Origin of the sequence: Cellulomonas sp. Y8 (assembly GCF_008033115.1) — a bacterium.
GTDB lineage: Bacteria > Actinomycetota > Actinomycetes > Actinomycetales > Cellulomonadaceae > Cellulomonas.
Window position 1 is genome coordinate 551,103 of record NZ_CP041203.1, and the last position, 16,265, is coordinate 567,367.

At 74.4% G+C, this 16,265-nt stretch carries 13 protein-coding genes and 2 pseudogenes; 7 read left to right on the forward strand and 8 right to left on the reverse strand.

Annotation, left to right across the window (positions count from 1 at the left end; genetic code table 11):
* Window positions 1-111 precede the first annotated feature (111 nt).
* The 3 genes from FKM96_RS02495 to FKM96_RS02505 are packed head-to-tail and all read right to left on the reverse strand — an operon-like array spanning window position 112 to window position 3,028.
* Window positions 112-1,080, reverse strand: a complete 969-nt coding sequence (locus tag FKM96_RS02495; protein ID WP_147793903.1) for a hypothetical protein — start codon at window positions 1,078-1,080, stop codon at window positions 112-114.
* On the reverse strand, window positions 1,077-1,721 hold the full coding sequence (locus FKM96_RS02500) for a SigE family RNA polymerase sigma factor (protein WP_371300476.1): 645 nt from the start codon (window positions 1,719-1,721) through the stop codon (window positions 1,077-1,079). Before FKM96_RS02500 ends, FKM96_RS02495 begins: the two co-directional genes overlap by 4 nt.
* 35 nt (window positions 1,722-1,756) lie before the next feature.
* Window positions 1,757-3,028, reverse strand: coding sequence for a deoxyguanosinetriphosphate triphosphohydrolase (locus FKM96_RS02505; RefSeq protein ID WP_246855161.1), 1,272 nt, complete (start codon window positions 3,026-3,028; stop codon window positions 1,757-1,759).
* 83 nt (window positions 3,029-3,111) lie between these two features.
* Between FKM96_RS02505 and FKM96_RS02510 the strand changes: the two genes are divergently transcribed.
* Both FKM96_RS02510 and FKM96_RS02515 read left to right on the forward strand, forming a co-directional pair.
* A complete protein-coding gene (locus tag FKM96_RS02510; protein WP_147793905.1) occupies window positions 3,112-3,360 on the forward strand; it encodes a hypothetical protein in 249 nt (82 codons plus the stop codon).
* Window positions 3,357-3,758 (forward strand): PIN domain-containing protein, encoded by a 402-nt coding sequence (locus FKM96_RS02515; protein WP_147793906.1) that lies wholly within the window; start codon window positions 3,357-3,359, stop codon window positions 3,756-3,758. The genes FKM96_RS02510 and FKM96_RS02515 overlap by 4 nt, the downstream gene beginning before the upstream one ends.
* Before the next feature lie 9 nt (window positions 3,759-3,767).
* Here the strand turns inward: FKM96_RS02515 and FKM96_RS02520 are convergent, their stop codons facing one another.
* From FKM96_RS02520 to FKM96_RS02535, 4 genes are all read right to left on the reverse strand, one after another.
* Window positions 3,768-5,702: a glycoside hydrolase family 13 protein gene (locus tag FKM96_RS02520; RefSeq protein ID WP_371300477.1), complete on the reverse strand. Its 1,935-nt coding sequence runs from the start codon at window positions 5,700-5,702 to the stop codon at window positions 3,768-3,770.
* Between the two features lie 5 nt (window positions 5,703-5,707).
* Window positions 5,708-6,586, reverse strand: a complete 879-nt coding sequence (locus FKM96_RS02525) for a sugar ABC transporter permease (protein WP_147793907.1) — start codon at window positions 6,584-6,586, stop codon at window positions 5,708-5,710.
* 1 nt (window position 6,587) lies between these two features.
* Window positions 6,588-8,213 (reverse strand): ABC transporter permease subunit, encoded by a 1,626-nt coding sequence (locus FKM96_RS02530; protein WP_147793908.1) that lies wholly within the window; start codon window positions 8,211-8,213, stop codon window positions 6,588-6,590.
* A gap of 104 nt (window positions 8,214-8,317) precedes the next feature.
* Complete coding sequence (locus FKM96_RS02535) at window positions 8,318-9,559, reverse strand: maltose ABC transporter substrate-binding protein (RefSeq protein ID WP_147793909.1); 1,242 nt, start codon at window positions 9,557-9,559, stop codon at window positions 8,318-8,320.
* A 225-nt stretch (window positions 9,560-9,784) separates the two neighbouring features.
* Between FKM96_RS02535 and FKM96_RS02540 the strand changes: the two are divergent.
* The 3 genes and pseudogenes from FKM96_RS02540 (at window position 9,785) to FKM96_RS02550 (ending at window position 13,485) form a co-directional block, all read left to right on the forward strand.
* Window positions 9,785-10,812 (forward strand): annotated as a pseudogene (locus FKM96_RS02540) (LacI family DNA-binding transcriptional regulator).
* Window positions 10,809-12,554 (forward strand): glycoside hydrolase family 13 protein, encoded by a 1,746-nt coding sequence (locus FKM96_RS02545; protein ID WP_371300478.1) that lies wholly within the window; start codon window positions 10,809-10,811, stop codon window positions 12,552-12,554. Before FKM96_RS02540 ends, FKM96_RS02545 begins: the two are co-directional and overlap by 4 nt.
* Before the next feature lie 4 nt (window positions 12,555-12,558).
* Window positions 12,559-13,485: a carbohydrate kinase family protein gene (locus FKM96_RS02550; RefSeq protein WP_147793910.1), complete on the forward strand. Its 927-nt coding sequence runs from the start codon at window positions 12,559-12,561 to the stop codon at window positions 13,483-13,485.
* 163 nt (window positions 13,486-13,648) lie between these two features.
* Here FKM96_RS02550 and dusB read toward each other — a convergent pair whose 3' ends face one another.
* Window positions 13,649-14,842, reverse strand: a complete 1,194-nt coding sequence (gene dusB / locus FKM96_RS02555; RefSeq protein WP_147793911.1) for a tRNA dihydrouridine synthase DusB — start codon at window positions 14,840-14,842, stop codon at window positions 13,649-13,651.
* Between the two features lie 578 nt (window positions 14,843-15,420).
* Here dusB and FKM96_RS21795 point away from each other — a divergent pair.
* Window positions 15,421-15,792: pseudogene (locus tag FKM96_RS21795) on the forward strand (YibE/F family protein); the annotation flags it as partial.
* 97 nt (window positions 15,793-15,889) lie between these two features.
* The gene (locus FKM96_RS21800) at window positions 15,890-16,228 is read left to right on the forward strand and encodes a YibE/F family protein (RefSeq protein WP_256375950.1); all 339 of its coding nucleotides are present in this window, start codon (window positions 15,890-15,892) and stop codon (window positions 16,226-16,228) included.
* Window positions 16,229-16,265 lie beyond the last annotated feature (37 nt).

Consider the following 16,265-nt stretch of genomic DNA (forward strand, 5'->3'; position numbering starts at 1 on the left):
GCGCAGGTCACCCCGCGAGGTCGAGGGGTTCCGGCGAGGTCGAGGGTCTCCGGGGCCGTCCTGGCGGGAAACCCTCGACCTCGCGGGGGTGGGGGTGGGGGTGGGGGTGGGTCAGCAGGCGTCCCACGAGCGGCAGAAGGTGCCGTCGAGGGACGGCTGGACCGGGACCGCGGCCACGCGGGCGTGCTCGATCACGACGGGACCGGCTCCGGCGAGGGAGTCGATCTGGAGGAGCCCGCCCGTCGCCGGGTCCGCGACCAGCTGGATGGGGCCGTCGACTCCCGAGGGCGTGTAGACGAGGACCTCGCCCGGGCGCCCCGCGGCGTCGCTCCCCGTGGTCACCTCGGACCCCGGGAGCGACCGAGCGACCTGCCACGCGGCCTGCAGGAGCGGCGAGGGCAGCCAGCTCCCGTCGTTGAGGAGGTCGTAGGCCATGCCGAAGACCTTGTCGTCATCGGTGCCGGAGCGGCGGTCCGGCTCGATGCTGGCCCGGAAGACCGCCTCGAGTGCGATCGGGTCCGTAGGCAGCCGAGCGGGGTCGCGCAGCATCTCGATCCACTCGCCGTCGATGCGGAAGCGTCCCACCACGTCCGACGGCTCGATCACCTCCGCCCCCGCCAGGTCACCGCCGGAGACCAGCAGACCCGGCCGGTCCTGGCTGATCCACGACTCGTGGACCCCGGACGCGCTGGTGTACTTCGTGTACCAGTACGGCGCCGCCCCCTGCGCGGTGCCGTCCCGGAGCGCCGCGTCGGCCGCAGCCTCGGCCGCGTCCCGCGCGTCCTCGGCGGCCGTGGCCTCCGCCGACGCGTCCGCCGACGGCTCGGCCGTCGCCACCGGCGTCCCCGTCCCCGCCGGCCCTGCCAGCGTGTGCGTCGACCACGGCGCCCCCGCCCACGCCTGCCCGACCAGCACGCCGGCGAGCACCAGCCCGCCGGCCGCGCCCGCCCCGGCCGCACGGGTCCAGGCCCGCCGTCGCCGGGCGCGCGGCACGACGCCCGTCAGGTGCACGTCGATCGTCGGGGCAGCGGACTCGACGCGGGAGCGCAGGTCGCGGGCGAACTCGTCGTCGGTGCTCATCGGGTGCTCCTCGGGTCGGTGGGGCGGCCGGGGCCGACGGCGGCGTCCTCGCCGAGCGAGGCGCGCAGCCGCGCGAGCGCGCGCGACGCGGTGGACTTCACGGTGCCGACGGTGACGCCCAGGTCGTCGGCGACCTCGGCCTCGGACAGACCCTCCAGGTGCCGCAGGACGACGACGCGCCGCTGCCGGGTGCTGAGCGTGGCGAGCGCGCGGACCAGCTGGTCGCGGTCCGCCTGCCGCTGCGCGCCGGACGGCTCGGCGCCGTGCGGGAGGTCGCCGGGATCGGTGAGGACCTCGCGGCGGCGCCGTCGCCAGGTGTCGATGCGCAGGTTCGCCAGCACGCGCCGGGCGTAGGCCAGCGGGTCGCGCTCCCGCGCCCGCGGCCACGCCAGGTAGGTGCGGACGAGCGCCTGCTGCACGAGCTCGTCGGCCTGGTGCACGTCGCCGCAGAGCAGCCACGCGGTCCGGGCGAGCGCCGGCGCGGCGTCGCCCATGAACAGGGCGAACTCCTCGTCGGCGGTCGCCCGGCGGGTGGGCTCGCGGCGCGCCCCGCGGTCCGAAGCACGGTCGGGCTGCACGGGGAGCAGCAGCTCCGCCGGCGCGTCGGGCCCCTCGGCCGGGGCGGCGATGGTGACTCTCACACCCGGTACACGCACCGCGGGGCCTGAAGGTTGCGTCAGTACCGCGGCGGGGGTGCCAGGCGCGCGTGCCAGGCGGCCGCGCTGACGTCGGTGAGCGACGCCACCTGGTCCACCACGACCCGGAGCCGGGCCGCGTCGTCGGCCGCCGCGCGCCAGTCCGCCGCGAACGGCGGCTCCAGCGCCAGCGGCGCCCGCTCGGACAGCACGTGCACGAGGTCGGCCAGGATCTCCCGCTGCCGCTGGTAGAGCGGCTCGAGCTCGCGGGGCGCCATGACGTAGGCGACGGCGAGGCCCTTGAGCACGAGGATCTCGGCCTGGGTCTCCTCGGGGACGATGAGGTCCGCGGCGTACCGGGTCAGCGGGCCGGGCCCGTACTGCTCCCGCGTCGCGACCTGCGCGGCGCGGGCGAACCGGCCGATCAGCTGGCTGGTGGTGTCCTTGAGCGCCGCGAGCGCCCGGCGGGTGCCGTCGAACCCGGGGCGCCACAGCTCGGCGGCGACCAGGCGGTCCATCGCCGCCTCGAGCCCGGCGGCGTCGATCGCGTCGCCGTACCAGGTCTGGATCGCCTCGACGACCCGCGCGCGCTGGTCCGGGACGGTCAGCACCCACAGGTCGAACCGGCCGCCGACGACCGCGTCCTCGACGTCGTGCACCGAGTAGGAGATGTCGTCGGCGAGGTCCATGACCTGCGCCTCGAGGCACTTGCGGCCGACCGGGGAGCCGTCGCGCAGCCAGGTGAACACCGGCAGGTCGTCGGCGTAGACGCCGAACTTGTGCGTCGGCCGGCCGGTCGCGGACAGCGGCCCCTCGCCCACGCCCCACGGGTACTTCACCGAGGCGTCGAGCGAGGCCCGGGTGAGGTTGAGCCCGACCGCGACGCCGTCCGGGCCGACGACCTTCGGCTCGAGCCGGGTCAGCAGCCGCAGCGTCTGGGCGTTGCCCTCGAACCCGCCGATGTCCCGGGAGAGGTGGGCCAGCGCGCGCTCGCCGTTGTGGCCGAACGGCGGGTGGCCGAGGTCGTGCGCCAGGCAGGCGGTGTCGACGACGTCCGGGTCGCAGCCGAGCGTCTTGCCGATCTCCCGGCCGACCTGCGCCACCTCGAGGGTGTGGGTCAGCCGGGTGCGGACGAAGTCGTCGGTCGACGGGCCGAGCACCTGGGTCTTGGCGCCGAGCCGGCGCAGGGCCGAGGAGTGCACCAGGCGCGCGCGGTCGCGCTCGAACGGGGTCCGGGAGCGCGACTTGGGCGCCTCGGCGACCCAGCGCTCCCGGTCGGCGTCGACGTAGCCGTCGGGGTGCTCGCTGGTCACGGGCCCCAGTTTAGGCGGGCAACCCCGGCACCGGCTCCAGGCGCGACCTACCGCCGCATGCAGACTGCATGCACAATGGCTGTATGGTGGCCCTCCAGATCCGCGACATCCCCGACGACGCGCGCGACGCGCTCACCCGACGCGCGCGGGCCAAGGGTCAGAGCCTGCAGGCGTTCTTGCGCGAGATGGTGCTCCGGGAGGCGGCGTTCGACCACAACGTCGCGCTGCTGGACGCGATCGCCGCCTGGCGCCGTGAGTCACCCGCCTCCGGGCAGGACGTGCTGGACGCGCTCGACGCAGCCCGCCGCGACCGGCCGGGCGGCTCGGCATGATCGTCCCCGACGCCTCCGCATTCGCGCTGCTCTTCACGGGCGACGACCCCCGGGCAGCCGAGGCCGATCGCGCGCTGCGCGCCGATCCGGCGTGGCTCGTCCCCGAGCAGTGGCATGTCGAGGTGCTCGCCGTGATGCGCGGCCTGCTCCTGGGCGACAAGATCGGCCAGGCCCGAGCCGACGCGGCGGTGGGTGCACTCGCGGCCGCTACCGTCGCCGTGACGCCAACGGCGCCGCTGCTGCCACGGATGTGGCAGGTGCGGACGAACCTCTCGGCGTACGACGCCGCCTACGTCGCGGCGGCGGAGGCGCATGACGCGACTCTGGTCACCGCGGACGCACGGATCGCGCGCGCGGGCGTCGCCCGATGCCCGATCCGGACGATCACCGCGTCCTGACCTGCCGCGTCACGCCAGCCGCCACACCTGCACCCCCGGCCCGTCCCCCGGCAGCCGCAGCCCGCGGGGCTCCACGCCGAGCGCCGCCCCGCCGTGCAGGTTCTCCGGCTGCTCCCCCGCCGCCAGCAGGTGCCCCGGCAGCAGCGCGCCGCCCCACGGCGCCCGCGCCGCGAGCACCAGCACCCGCTCGTCGGCGGTCTCCCGCAGGTAGGCGATCGCGTCGTCCCGGACCAGCACCCAGCGCAGGCCGCCCTCGCGGAGCGCGCGGGACGACCGGCGCAGCGCGATCAGCGAGCGGTACGTCTCGAACAGCCCGGCGTCCCACACGGGCCCGCCGCCGGCGTCGATCTGGTCCCACGGCATCGGGACGCGCGAGTTCTCGCCGTTGCGCCCGACCAGCCCGCCCTCGTCCCCCGCGAACAGCACGGGCGTGCCCGGGTAGGTCATCAGCAGCCCGACGCCCACCTCGACCAGCTCGCGCGAGCCCGCGATGGTCCGGAACCGCGCGGTGTCGTGCGAGCCCAGCAGGTTCCACTGGTGGGTGGTGACGCTCCACGGCACGGCCGCGCCGAACTCCCGCATCGCCGCCACGGCCGCGGTGCCGGGCCGGCGCGGGATCCCCACGGGCAGCTCGACGTACCGCAGCCCCGCCGCGGCCTCGGACGCCGGGTCGGTCAGCCAGGTCCACACCGGCCGGGTGAACGCGGAGTAGTTCATCGTGCCGTGCCAGCCGCCCGCGGCCCGGAGGTCGGCGCCGGCGTCGTGGAAGTGCTCCGCGATCAGGACGGCGTCCGGGTTGATCTCGGCCATGGCCGCGCGCATCCGCTCGGCGACCTCGTGCGTCAGGTCGTCCGCGCCCTGCCGGCCGGTCATGTTCGCGACGTCGACCCGCCAGCCGTCCATGCCGAACGGCTCGGACAGGTAGCGGCCGACGATCGACGACGGCCCGCCGAACATCCGGGCGGCCAGCGCGGGCGCGTGGTGGTCGAGCTTCGGCAGCGAGGCGTGGCCCAGCCAGCCGACGTAGCCGGGCGCGGCGTCCTGCCAGTAGTAGAAGGAGCGCTCCTCCGACGCCGGGTCCCCGAGAGCCCGCCGGAACCAGTCGTGCGCGTCGCCGGTGTGGTTGGTCGTGAGGTCGCCGACCAGCCGCATCCCGCGGCCGTGCAGCGCCCGGGACAGCGAGGCGAACGCCTCGTCGCCGCCCAGGACCGGGTCGACGTGGTCGAAGGTGCGCGCGTCGTACCGGTGGTTCGACCGGCCGGGGAACACCGGGGTCAGGTAGAGGGTGTCGACGCCGAGCCGCTGCAGGTGGTCGAGCCGCTGCTCGATGCCCCCGAGGTCGCCGCCGTACAGCTGCGTCCCGGTGCCGGGCCCGCCGCCGATGGGCTCGTCGCCCCACGCCGCGGGCAGCGCCCAGTCGGGCAGGTCCCCCGCGGGCGGGCCGTCGTGCCGGCCCGAGGACCGGGCGAACCGGTCGGGGAACACCTGGTAGACCACGGCGTCCCGCGCCCAGTCCGGCCCGGGCGGCGTGGTCGCGAGCCGGAAGTCGGAGGTGTCCGGCACGTCCCGGGCGATGGTGCCCTCGCCGTTCAGCCACTCCTGGCCGCCGGGGCGGCCGGGGCCGGCCAGCAGGAACCGGTACGACGTCACCGGGTTCGTCACCGGCACGTCGGCGGTGAACCAGCGCTCGTGGGCGTCGCCGCCGTCGGCGCGCGCCGGGTACACCCGGGGCTCGCCGTCCTCGACGACCCGGAGCCACACCTCGGGGTCCGGCCCGGCGCCGACGGGCACCCGCACCCGCACGGGCACCACGTCGCCGAGCGACGGCGTCCCGCCCGGGACGTAGAGCGCGGAGCCGTCGTGGTGCGCGCCGAGCCGCACGGGGACGGCGTCGGACGCGGCGGGGCCGGCGGCGTGCCGGCCCCGCGTCGTCGGGTCGGACAAGCGCCTCAGCCCTTCACCGAGCCGGCGGTCAGGCCGCCGACGATGTACTTCTGCAGGAACAGGAACAGCAGCACGACCGGGATCGCGGCGAGCACGGCGCCGGCGGCGAAGATGCCCCAGCGCGCGTTCCGCTCGTCGGACGCCCAGTTGTAGAGGCCGAGCGCGAGCGTGAACCGCTCGGGCCGCTGCAGCACGACCTTGGCGATGATGAACTCGCCGTAGGACGAGATGAACGACAGCAGGCCGACGACGGCGAGGATCGGCGCCACCAGGCGCAGGATGATCGTCCAGAAGATCTGCGCGTGGGACGCGCCGTCGATCTTGGCCGCCTCGTCGATCTCCCGCGGGACGGTGTTGAAGAACCCGTACATGAGGAACGTGTTCACGCCGAGCGCGCCGCCGAGGTAGACGCAGATCAGGCCGAGCTGGGTGTTGAGCCCGATGGCCGGGAACACCTCGGACAGCGACAGCAGCACCAGGAACAGCGCCACGAACGCGAGCATCTGCGGGAACATCTGCACCAGCAGCAGCGTCGTCAGGCCCGAGCGGCGGCCGCGGAACCGGAACCGCGAGAACGCGTAGGCCGCGGCGGCGCCCATGAGCACGGTGCCGACGGCGGTCGCGGTGGACACCACGAGCGAGTTGACGGCCCAGTTGTAGTACCCGCGCGAGCCCAGCTCGGTGTAGTTCTCGAGGCTGAACGTGCGGAACAGCTGGTTCGAGCCCGTGAGCGTGCCGCCCGGGTTGAGCGACGCGGACAGGACGTACAGCAGCGGCAGCAGGCAGATCGCGATCATCACGACGCCGACGACGTGCCGCCAGCCGATCTCGGACCACCAGCGGCGGCCGCGCACGGCGGTGTGCAGCTCGGGCGAGCGGGCCATCTCAGATCTCCTCGAGGGTGCGGGTGCGACGGAAGCCGAGGTAGGAGATGACCCCGACGATCAGGAAGATGACGATCGACAGCGCGCTGGCGACGCCGTACTGCTTGACCCCGGACTCGAAGGCCACGGAGTAGACCATCGAGATGAGGATGTCCGTGTGGCCCACGACGTACGGGGTGCCCACGAAGTTCGGGCCGCCGCCGGTCAGCATGTAGATCAGCGAGAAGTTGTTGAAGTTGAAGGCGAAGCTCGAGATCAGCAGCGGCGCGACCGACACCATCAGCAGCGGCAGCGTGAGCGAGCGGAAGATCCGCCAGCGCCCGGCGCCGTCGATCCGCGCGGCCTCGGTCATGTCGTGCGGGATCGACTGCAGCGCGCCCGTGCAGATGAGGAACATGTACGGGAAGCCGAGCCACAGGTTCACGCCGATGATCGCGGCCTTCGCCAGCCACGGGTCGCTCAGCCACGGGATCGACGCCCCGCCGAGCAGCACCTCGTTGATGAGGCCGAACCGCTCGTTCAGCATGCCGCGCCACACCAGGGCGGACAGGAAGCCGGGGAACGCGTACGGGAGGATCAGCAGCGAGCGGTAGACCTTCCTGCCGCGCACCCGGGGCTCGTTGAACGTGATCGCCAGGAACAGGCCCAGCGCGAACGTCGTCACGACGGACAGGAACGCGAACGCGAAGGTCCAGACGAAGATCTGCGCGAACGGCCCGGCCATCCGGGAGTCGGTGACCATCGCGGTGAAGTTGTCGAAGCCGACGCCGACCCGCCAGCCCGGGGTCAGCCGCTGGCCGTCCTCGGAGACGAAGTTGCCGCCCTCGCCGGGCGCGTAGACGGTGCCGGTCTCGGCGTCGGTGAACGTGTCGCTCGCCGCGTCGTACTCGAGCGTCGACTGGAAGACGTAGCCGGTCGAGCCGTCCTGGGTGCGGACCGAGCCGTCGGCGGGGTCGTCCGAGAACGGCACCCGCAGCGAGGTGATGGCCTCCTGGTCGGCCGCGACCTGCGCGAAGCCGAGGACCTCCCAGCCGGGCACCTCGGTGATGCGGCCGGACTCGACGGTGGCGTCGACGTCCTCGAACGGCTGCTCGGCGGTGCCGACCTGGGCGTCGCCGTCCTCGGTGACGACCGCGAAGCCGAGCTCGTCGCCGTTCTGCACGACCGTGAGCGGCAGCGCGGGCGAGCCCTCGACGCGGCGCTCGTTCTGGGCGGCGATCTGCGTGATCGCGTCGGCCTTGGTCGAGTTGTGGCCGTCGCCGTAGTTCGTGAACGCGACGTAGCCCGTGTAGGCCATGGCGAACAGCTGGTAGACGACCAGGAACACCAGGCCGGGCACCAGGTACTTCGCCGGCAGCATCCGGCGGGAGAAGTAGGCCCAGTTCGCGACGGCCAGCGCCACGACCAGGAACGCAAGGATCCCCCACTGGGACACGGCCCAGGCGGACAGGATCCCGTACACGCCGAGCGCGTCGACCGTGCCGATGAGGATCAGCTTGGCGATGAAGCCCGGGGAGAAGGAGCGGGCGTGCGACGTGGTGCCGCGGGGCACGCGCCGGCGGCGGGGCGGACGTGCGGTCCCGGGGTCGTCGGGCGCGACCTCCTGGACGGTCGACTGGTCGGTCATGCGGGTGCCTCCGGGCGCGCGGCGGTGCTGGTGCTGCGGGATGGGGGGAAGAGCGGAGCGACCGCCGGGGCGCCTCGTGGGCACCCCGGCGGTCGCGGAGACGATCAGCCGTCGATGGCGTCCTGGATGTTCTGGACCATCGCGTCCCACGCGCCGGCCGGGTCGGCCGTCTGGCCGCCGACGATCTGCGCCTCGGTTGCGCCCCAGAAGGACCACACCGAGCTCATCGCGGGGATGGCGGGCATCGGCGCGCCGGTGGCACCCGCGTCGTTGAAGCCCTGGAGGACCGGGTCGTCGACCTTGTCCGCGGAGGCGGTCAGCGCCGGCAGGCGGCCGCCGGCCTCGTACAGCGCGTCCTGCGCCGCCTCGGTGGTCAGGTAGTTGACCACGAACTCGTTGGCGAGGACCGGGTTGGCCGACTTCGCGGAGATGAACACGCCCTGCACGCCCACGAACGGCTGCGCGGGCTGGCCGCCGGCCGACGGGACCGGGAGGACGGAGATGTCCATGCCGGCCTCCTCGAACGCCGAGGTGTTCCACGGGCCGGTGACGATGTACGGCGCCTGGCCGTCCAGGAACGCCTGCTTGGCCTTGTCGCCGTCGACCGACAGGTCGAGGACCTTCTCCTGGCCGAGCTTGGCCAGGTACTGGGCGTACGCGTGGCCGGCGTCGCCGCCGAGCGCCAGGGTGTCCGTGTAGGAGCCGTCCGCGGCCTGCTCGAATACCGGGGCGCCGAACGAGGTCTGCAGCGGGTACAGGTGGTACGGGTCGGACTCCTCGCCCTGCTGGATCAGCACGGAGAAGTCGGTGCCCGCGGTCTGCGCCTGCGCGACGAGCTCGTCGAACGTGGTGGCCGGGGTGTCGGCCAGCAGCGCGTTGTTGCGCACGAGCGCGATGTTCTCGATCGAGATCGGCACGCCGTAGGTCTGGCCGTCGTAGGCCATGGCCTGGACCGCGGAGTCGGCGAACTCGTCGGCCTTGTCGCCGAGCTCGATCGGCGCGACCACGCCGTTGTTGACCCACTCGCCGAGGCCGTCGTGGGCCGAGACGATGATGTCCGGGCCCTCGCCGGTCGGGACCTGGGTCACGAAGTCGGGGCCGATGTCGCCCGTGGCCTTCTGGACGAGGTCGACGTCGACGCCGGACTCCTCGGTGAAGGCCTCGACGACGGGTCGCATGGAGTCGATGCGGGTGTCGTCGACCCACATCGTCAGGGTGCCCTCGGCGCCGGAGTCGGCGGCGGGGCTGTCGGAGGTGGCGTCGGACGGCGCGTCCGAGCTCGAGCACGCCGCGAGGGCGAGCGCGAGGACGGCCGTCGTGGCGAGGGCGGGGATGCTCCGTCGCATCAGGGTGTCTCCCAGCGTCAGAAGGGGCGGTGCGAGCAGACCCCGGCACCGCCGGCGCTGGCTCGATGACCCGGACGGTCATCAACTTCCGGGCCTCGTTGCAAGCCGTTACGGTAACTTTCAGGCATCGGTTACAGTGCTCTCCGACCCGAGGGGACGAAGCTGCCCCGATCGGATGACGACAACGACGACGAGGAGGCGACGGTGCCCTCTACGCTCGCGACCGTGCGCACACGCCTCACCGACCTGGCCGAGCAGGCCGGCGTCTCCACCGCGACCGTCTCCCGCGTCCTCAACGGCAAGCCCGGCGTCTCCTCGCAGGCGAGGCAGGCTGTGCTGGCCGCCCTCGACGTGCTCGGCTACGAGCGGCCCGAGAAGCTCCGCACCCGGCCCGCGGGCCTGGTCGGCCTCGTGGTGCCCGAGCTGTCGAACCCGGTGTTCCCGGCGATGGCCCAGGCGATGGAGTCCATGCTGACCCAGCGGGGGTACACCCCGCTGCTGTGCGCGCAGCAGCCGGGCGGCACCACCGAGGACCAGTACGTCGAGATCCTGCTCGACCACGACGTGGCCGGGATCCTGTTCGTCTCGGGTCTGCACGCGGACACGCAGGCGTCGGTGGAGCGCTACCACGCGCTGCGCGGGCGCGGGCTGCCGATCGTGCTCGTCAACGGCCGGGCCGAGGCGGTCGACGCCCCGAGCATCGCGACCGACGACTCCGTCGCGATCGAGCTGTCCGTGCGGCACCTGGTCGCCCTCGGCCACCGGCGCATCGGCCTCGCGATCGGCCCCGAGCGGTTCGTGCCGGCCGCCCGCAAGCGGCAGGCGTTCGCGGACCAGCTCCGCGCGCAGCTCGGCGTCGAGGACGCCGCGCCGCACGTCAACACCACCCTGTTCACGGTCGAGGGCGGCGCCACCGCGGCGCACGAGCTCATCGACTCGGGCCACACCGCGATCATCTGCGGGTCCGACCTCATGGCGCTCGGCGTGATCCGCGCCGCGCGGTCCCGCGGCCTGCGCGTCCCGGAGGACGTGTCGGTCGTCGGCTTCGACGACTCGCCGCTGATCGGCTTCACCGACCCGCCGCTGACGACGGTGCGCCAGCCCGTCCAGGCGATGGCCAGGCCGCCGTCTCCGCGCTCATGGCGGAGATCAACGGCACCCCCACGTCGCGCACCGAGCTCCTGTTCCACCCGGAGCTCATCGTGCGCGGCTCCACCAGCTCTGCACCCGCTTCTCCCGGAGGACCAGCGTGACCCAGCTCGACCAGCAGCCGATCTCCCGCCCCGCCCCGGAGGTCGTGCACGAGCCCGGCCCCGTCGACGGCCCGTGGTGGCGGGACGCGGTGATCTACCAGGTGTACCCGCGGTCCTTCGCGGACGCGGACGGCGACGGCATCGGCGACCTGCCGGGGATCACCGCGCGGCTCGACCACCTGGCGGCGCTGGGCGTGGACGCGGTCTGGCTGTCCCCGTTCTACAAGTCCCCGCAGGCGGACGCGGGCTACGACGTCGCCGACTACCGGGACGTGGACCCGCTGTTCGGCACGCTCGCCGACTTCGACGCGCTGCTCGAGCGCGCGCACGCGCTCGGCCTCAAGGTCGTCGTCGACCTGGTCCCGAACCACTCGTCCGACGAGCACGTGTGGTTCGCCGAGGCGCTGAAGACGCCCCCGGGCTCCCCCGAGCGCGCGCGGTACCTCTTCCGCGAGGGCCGCGGCGTCGACGGCACCGAGCCGCCGAACAACTGGGGCTCCATCTTCGGCGGCCCGGCCTGGACCCGGCTCACCCCCGAGCAGCACGGCGTCGACGACGGCCAGTGGTACCTGCACCTGTTCGACTCCAAGCAGCCCGACCTCGACTGGTCGAACCCCGAGGTCCGCGAGGAGTTCGAGGGCGTGCTGCGGTTCTGGCTGGACCGCGGGGTCGACGGATTCCGGGTCGACGTCGCGCACGGCATGGTCAAGGCCGAGGGGCTGCCCGACTGGGACGGCCATGTCTCGATGATCGAGGGGGCCGACGACAGCGACGCCGTCTCCGGCTCCGGCAACCAGGGCCCGATGTTCGACCAGGACGGCGTGCACGAGATCTACCGCGCGTGGCGCGAGGTCCTCGACGAGTACGACGGCGACCGGATGCTCGTCGCCGAGGCCTGGGTCGAGCCGCTGAGCCGCCTGGCCCGGTACGTCCGCCCCGACGAGATGCACCAGGCGTTCAACTTCGCGTTCCTCGCCACCGGCTGGGACGCGCCCGCGCTGAAGAAGGTCATCGCCGCGTCGTACCAGGTCAACGACACCGTCGGTGCCCCGACGACCTGGGTGATGTCGAACCACGACGTCGTCCGGCACGCCTCCCGCCTGGGCCTCGCCGACCCGTCGTCGCGGCCCAACGGCATCGGCGCCGAGGACGAGCAGCCCGACGCCGAGCTCGGCCTGCGCCGCGCCCGCGCCGCCTCGCTCCTCATGCTCGGCCTGCCGGGCTCCGCGTACGTCTACCAGGGCGAGGAGCTCGGCCTGCCCGAGCACACCGCGCTCGCCGACGAGGTCCGCGAGGACCCGGCGTTCTTCCGCACCCAGGGTGCCGAGAAGGGCCGCGACGGCTGCCGCGTCCCGCTGCCCTGGGAGGCCGACGCCCCGGGCTTCGGCTACTCGCCGAACGGGAGGACGTGGCTGCCGCAGCCCGCGGAGTGGGCCGCGTTCGCCGCCGACGCGCAGGACGGCGTCGAGGGCTCGACCCTCGAGCTGTACCGCGCCGCGCTGCGCCTGCGCCGGGCCGAGAAGCTCGGCCTCGGCGGGGCGTCCTGGGAGCCGGAGTTCCAGGACGACGAGGACGTCATCGCCGTGCGCAACGGCTCGGTCGTCGTCGTCGCGAACCTGGGCTCCTCCCCGGTCGCGCTGCCCGCCGGCGCCGAGGTGCTGCTGGCCTCCGGCCTGCCGGGCGACGCCCCGGTCGGCGCCGAGCTGCCCGGCGACACCACCGTCTGGCTCCGGGCGCGCTGACGCCGTGACGCACCCCGACGGGGCCGCCCCCGCGCACGGGGGCGGCCCCGTCGTCGTCGTGGGGCCCGCCTCCTGGAACACGCTGGTCCGGCTCGACGCGCTGCCCGAGGCGCGCTCGCAGACGCTGTTCGCGTCCGGGCACCACGACGGGCTCGGGGGGACGTCCGCGGGCAAGGCGGTGACGCTGGCCGCGCTGGGCGTCGACGTGCGGCTGCGGACGGTGCTGGGCGCGGACGCGCTCGGGGACGCGGTGCGGACGGCGCTCGACCACCCGCGGATCGCACTCGACGCGGTGCCGGCGCGCGACGGGCGGACCGAGCGGCACGTCAACCTCATGGCCGCGGACGGCGGGCGGGTGTCGGTGTACCTGACGCTGCCGTCGCCGGGGGTCGCGGTCGACGCGCGGGCCGGGCTCGCCGGCGCGCGGGCGGCGGTCGTGGACCTCGCGGAGCTGTCGATCCCGGTGCTGGCCGCCGCGCGGGAGGCCGGGGTGCCGGTCTGGTGCGACGTGCACGACGACGACGGTGTGGCGGAGTTCCAGCGGCCGTTCGCGGACGGGGCCGACGTGCTGCTGGTGTCCGAGGCCCGACTCGCGGACCCGGTGGCGTACCTGCGGGCCCGGGTGGCCGGCGGCGCGCGGTTGGCCGTGTGCACCCGCGGCGCGCGGGGCGCCCTGGCGCTGGACGCGGGCGGGTTCTGGGAGGTCGGCGCGGCGCCGGCCGACGCGGTCGTCGACACCAACGGGGCGGGCGACGCGTTCCTGTCGGGCCTCCTGGCGGCGACCCTGGCGGGCCTCCCCACGCCGGAGGCCCTGGCGTGGGCCAGCGCGGCGGGCGCCCTGGCGGTCGGGACGCAGTCGTTGGGCGCCCCGCACGCGAGCGCGGAGGTCGTGCGCGCTCTCGCGACCCGCGTCGCGGTCACCCGCGCCTGACCCGGACTCCCGCACTCCGCGACCACCTCACGGCCCCACGACCACCCCACGCGCTCCCGACCCACGCTCCACGCACGCCGAGTGGGCACTCGATGTCCCCTCGCGGCGTCCGATGGGGACATCGAGTGCCCGCTCGGCGAGGGTGTGTGTGGGCGCGGCGGCGTCAGCCGCCGCTGACGCTCAGCTCGGCCTCCGCCAGGCCGCGGCGGAAGTCCTCCGAGAGGTCGCGGCTGTCCAGCCAGCCGTCCGGGAGGTGCGGGCGCTTCGGGGTCCCGGCGCGGCCGCGCTGGCCCTCCGCCGCCTCGCCCGGGTACGGCTGGTCCAGGTCGAGCGCGGCGAGCCGGTCGTCGAGCTCCGCGAGGCTCGACACCAGGCCCAGCGCCGCGCGCTGCTCGCCCCCGACCACGTAGCCCTTCCAGTACCAGGCCATGTGCTTGCGGAGCTCACGCAGCGCCTTGCCCTCGTCCCCGAACGCCTCGACCATCAGCTCGGCGTGCCGCCGGATGACCTGCGCGACGTACCGCGCGCCCGGCGTGATCCGCTCCGGCGAGCCGGCGAACGCGGCCGCGAGGTCGGCGAACAGCCACGGCCGCCCCTGGCAGCCGCGTCCCACGACGACGCCGTCGCAGCCGGTCTCCCGGACCATGCGCACGGCGTCCTCCGCGGACCAGATGTCGCCGTTGCCGAGCACCGGGATGTCGGTGACGGTCTCCTTCAGCTGCGCGATCGCCGACCAGTCCGCGGTGCCGGAGTAGTACTGCTCGGCGGTGCGGGCGTGCAGCGCGACCGCGGCGACGCCGAGGTCCTGCGCGACGAGGCCGGCCTCGAGGTAGGTCAGGTGGTCGTCGTCGATGCCCTTGCGCATCTTGACCGTGACCGGGACGCCGTAGGGCCGCGCCGCGTCGACGGCCGCCTTCAGGATCGACTCGAACAGCTCGCGCTTCCACGGCAGCGCGGAGCCGCCGCCGCGCCGGGTCACCTTGGGCACCGGGCAGCCGAAGTTGAGGTCGACGTGGTCGGCGCGGTCCTCGGACGCGATGAGGTGCACCGCCGCGCCCACCGTCGCCGGGTCGACGCCGTAGACCTGCACGGAGCGCGGCTTCTCGTCCGGTGCGTGCGAGATGATCCGCATCGACTCCTCGCCGCGCTCGACCAGCGCCCGCGACGTCACCATCTCCGCGACGTACAGCCCGGCGCCCGACTCGCGGCACAGCCGGCGGAACGCCGCGTTCGTCACGCCGGCCATCGGCGCGAGCACCACGGGCGTGTCGATCGTGAGCGGTCCGATGCGCAGCGGCGGGAGCACGTGCCCCTCGGCCGTGGGGGCGGCCGGGTCGACGGTGGAGGGAGCGGTCATGCCTCGATTGTCCCCCACGGCGCGGGCGGACCCCGCGTCGGGCCGGTCGGCGCCCCGCCGGCACGGCCCGCGGCGCGATCCCCGCGCACCCGGCAGAATCGCCCCGTGCCCTCCCCCCGCCGCCCTGCGCACCCGCCGCGTCATCGCCGCGATCCTGCTGCCGCTCGTGCTGGCCGCCGCCGTCGGCATGGCGCTGACCTGGCCGCACGGCGAGCCGTCGACCGCCCGGCAGATCAGCGACGTCGCGATCGACTACCCGACGGCGACGGTCACCGGCACGTCCGTCGAGCAGTGCCAGGGCACGGTCGAGGACCGGCTGCCCGACGGCACGATCCCCGACGAGGTGGCCTGCCTCCGGGTGCACGCCACCGTCACCAGCGGGCCGGAGCAGGGGCGCGACGTCCAGGTGTGGGCCACGGCGTCCACCACCCGCGGACCAGGTGCCCGCCGGCACCCGCATCCTGGTCGAGCACTACCCGGCGAGCGGCTCCGACGACGAGGTCTGGGCCTGGCACGACTACGACCGCACGCTCCCGCTGGTGTCGATCGCGCTGGTGTTCGCGCTCGCGATCATCCTGGTGGCGCGCGGCCGGGGGCTGCGCGCGCTGATCGGGCTGCTCATCGCGTTCGCGCTGATCGGGGTGTACGTGCTGCCGGCCCTGGTCCGCGGGGAGAACCCGGTGGTGGTGGCGCTGAGCGCGTCGACGCTGATCATGGCGGTCGTGCTGTACCTGGCGCACGGGCTGTCGCTCCGGACCTCGGCGGCGCTGCTCGGCACGCTGGCCGGGCTCGCGGCGACGACCGGGCTCGGCATCCTCGGGGCGGAGTGGGCCCGGCTGTCGGGGGTGAGCAGCGAGGACTCCTACCGGCTGGCGCAGCTGCTCGGCGAGAGCGGGGCGACGTCGCTGCGCGGGCTGTTCCTCTGCGGGCTGGTGCTCGCCGGGCTCGGCGTGCTGAACGACGTGACGATCACCCAGGCGTCGGCGGTGTGGGAGCTGCGGGCGGTCTCCCCCCGCGGCGACGCGGGGCGAGCTGTTCCGCGGCGGGATGCGGATCGGCCGGGACCACATCGCGTCGACGGTCTACACGATCGCGTTCGCCTACACCGGGGCCGCGCTGCCGGTGCTGCTGCTGCTCGAGCTGTACGGCCTGCCGCTCGGGCCGACGCTGACGTCCGGGGAGTTCGCGGAGGAGATCGTGCGGACCATGGTGTCGTCGATCGGCCTGGTGCTCGCGATCCCGCTGACGACCGGCATCGCCGCGCTGGTGGTCACCCGCGCGGGCGCCGCCCCGGCCCGGCACGCGGCCCCGGACACCCACGCCTACGCCCACGTCCACGCGGTCACGGAGGCCGATGCCGCCGAGCCGCTCCACCCGCCGACATAGGACCGTCCGCGCGAGGTAGGGCCGCAGACGGTCCTAC